The organism is Pseudomonas yangonensis (genome assembly GCF_009932725.1).
Lineage (GTDB): Bacteria > Pseudomonadota > Gammaproteobacteria > Pseudomonadales > Pseudomonadaceae > Aquipseudomonas > Aquipseudomonas yangonensis.
In genome coordinates this window covers 1-279 of record NZ_BLJU01000100.1, presented here as the reverse complement: position 1 = coordinate 279, position 279 = coordinate 1, and the positions used below count along the sequence as shown (strand labels likewise).

Annotated in this window: 1 protein-coding gene; it reads right to left on the bottom strand. The window is 62.0% G+C overall.

From position 1 onward, the window contains the following. Positions 1–15 precede the first annotated feature (15 nt). Positions 16–279: hypothetical protein (locus GYB81_RS23660; RefSeq protein ID WP_161897987.1), on the bottom strand; the 264-nt coding region annotated here is incomplete at its 5' end.

Genomic DNA, 279 nt, shown 5'->3' with positions numbered 1-279 from the left:
AGCAGGGCGGGTGTATCAGTTGGCGATCATCTGACGGAGCACGTAATGCAGGATGCCCCCTGCCTTGAAGTACTCGACTTCGTTGAGGGTGTCGATGCGGCAGAGCACTTCGACTTCCTCATGCTGGCCGTCTTCACGGGTGATGATCAGCGTCAGCGGCATCTGCGGGCGCAGCTCCACGCCTTCCAGCCCTTCGATGGCCAGCACTTCCTTGCCGGTCAGTTTCAGGCTGTTGCGGTCGGTGCCGGGATTGAACTGCCGCGGCAGCACGCCCATGCC